General features: G+C 45.0%; 2 protein-coding genes. Both read right to left on the reverse strand.

Annotation, left to right across the window (positions count from 1 at the left end; translation table 11 throughout):
* Nucleotides 1–414 (reverse strand): response regulator (locus AB4Z33_RS30810; protein WP_442053552.1); only part of this gene is annotated, 414 nt, incomplete at its 3' end.
* A gap of 6 nt (nt 415–420) precedes the next feature.
* Nucleotides 421–2,142: a cache domain-containing sensor histidine kinase gene (locus tag AB4Z33_RS30815; protein WP_442053553.1), complete on the reverse strand. Its 1,722-nt coding sequence runs from the start codon at nt 2,140–2,142 to the stop codon at nt 421–423.
* Nucleotides 2,143–2,238: the final 96 nt, after the last annotated feature.

Here is a 2,238-nt window from a genome sequence, read left to right on the forward strand (position 1 = left end):
ATCCAGCTCTTGAAGTCGGCTGAACAAGTGACCGGCTATATCTGCTTCGGAATATTCCTTGATCTTCTGAATCAAAGCAATAAAATTTCTTACGCGTATAGGTTTCATCTCATAATCCACAGCATCCAATTGAATGGCCTTCTTCAGGTATTCGAACTCGTTATAGCCGCTTAGGATGACAACCCGTGTTTCCGATTTGATTTCTTTGATCCGCTCTAGAAGCTCTAACCCATCCATGCCGGGCATTCGGACATCCGTCACCACGATTTCGGGCATGTGCTCGGTAAACTGGATCATTGCCTCCAATCCGTTAGAGGCTGTTACCACTTCCTCAATATCCAAAGCGGCCCAATCAATTCCCTGCTCCATTCCCGAACGGATCTGTTCGTCATCGTCGACAATCAACAATTTCATCCCCGTTCACCTGCCATTCATGTTATCGATTGGCGGAATCAGTACCTCGACCCGAGTGCCAATCCCGCACTTACTTGAAAAAGTAAGACCGAAACCTTGCCCGTGGCTGAGCTTGATTCGATCATCTATATTTTTGAGTGCGAACACGTTTTTCGTTTCATGATCGCTTTCCATCATTTGATGGATTTCCCTTTCGTCCGTACCCGCTCCGTTATCCTCAACAATGAAGCGAATCCCTTCGTCAACCTTGGTAATTACAACTTCGATAAAGCCGCCCTCCACGATATGCTCCAATCCGTGAACAATCGCATTTTCTACCAAAGGCTGCAGAATCAACTTAGGCATTTTGCAGCCCATCAACTTCGCATCCGCACTAATGCGAAGTTTTATTCGATCGCCATACTTGCGTGTCTGAATAAACATATAGCTTTCCAGAAAATCGAGCTCCTGGCGTACCGTCACGAGCGGCTCGCCATTATTCAGAACGTGTCTGAAGATTTCTGCCAACGCTTCAATCTGTTCGCTTACGTCATAGTTTTTCTTTTTCACGGCCAACCAATGAATGGAATCTAGCGTATTGTATAAAAAGTGTGGGTTGATCTGGGATTGCAGCGCAGTGAGCTCCGCTTCCCTTTGCTTAATTCTCCCCACATAGACATCATTAATGGTAGCCTTCAATTGCTCGGTCATCCGCAGAAACCCATTGCCGATTTCGCCAATCTCATCCTTGGATTCAACGACCAGCGCGATATTGAAATTGCCGGTTTTGAGCTTCGCCATCTCAGACCGAAGCTTTCGCAGAGGCTTAAGCAGGTACTTGTACTGGATGAGAGAGAACAGTATGCCGAATAAAATGCATAACGAAAAGACAAAGAACAAGACGGTATTGACAGTCGTAATTAATGTGGAAAACGAACTCTCCGGGATGGACTGAACAAGCATCAAATTTAACTCCTCAATCGTATAAAAAAGAACGATGAGCTTAGTGCCGTCGATTTCGATCGTAAAAAAATCCTCTTTCAGTCGCAACGCTCTTTGAATAGGTTCAACTACTCCGATCGGATGCCCAATCAGGGCCCTCTCTGACGATGAAAGAATCAACCCTGATTGATCAATCAAGTGGATTTGGGAACCGGGAACAGAATTCATGTTTTTATAAAAGTCGTATAGCTTTTCTTCATTAACCGTAAACTTCTCGTACCCAATTGTTCTCCCCAGCTTGTCAAAATCCATAATCGCCCGATAATAAGAGAGTTCGTGCGGAGCGGTGACCCAGAAGCCTCTGCCCTGCAATTCTTCTGCATCGTGCATGTTCGCCTGATTCATCACAGGTATCTCAATTCCCCGCTGATAAAGGAGCTCCTTATCAGCGTATAGATGAATGCCTTCATAGTCATCTTTGGATCCAATAATATCATCCATCCACGCATCGACATCCAGATAGGCCTTTTCATACTCCGTCGAACTCTTGTAATCGCCTTTAATAAACTGTTGTACCATATCGTTAGACAGGACACGGACCGAAATATCGTCTGTATCCGCAGCCAATGCTTCGAAATTCTGTTTCGTTTGCTTCAAGGTTTGAAGCGCGCTTTCACTTGCCTTGTTCAGGGTCAATTCGGCGAAACGGAAGTTCAAATAAAAGCCGACCAAAATCAAGGGCAGGATAATAAAAAGCGCGATGCAGATGTACAGCTTCACGATTATTGGCATGTCTTTGAACTTCACGCTAGTGACGACCTCGCTCTGGGAACCTTATTCGTATAGAGACGAATAAAACGGCATCGAATTGAACGCACTGCTTTACTCGTATTCAGATTAACA

The sequence above is a fragment of the Paenibacillus sp. 2TAB19 genome (assembly GCF_052115185.1).
In the GTDB taxonomy this organism is placed as follows: Bacteria; Bacillota; Bacilli; order Paenibacillales; family Paenibacillaceae; genus Pristimantibacillus.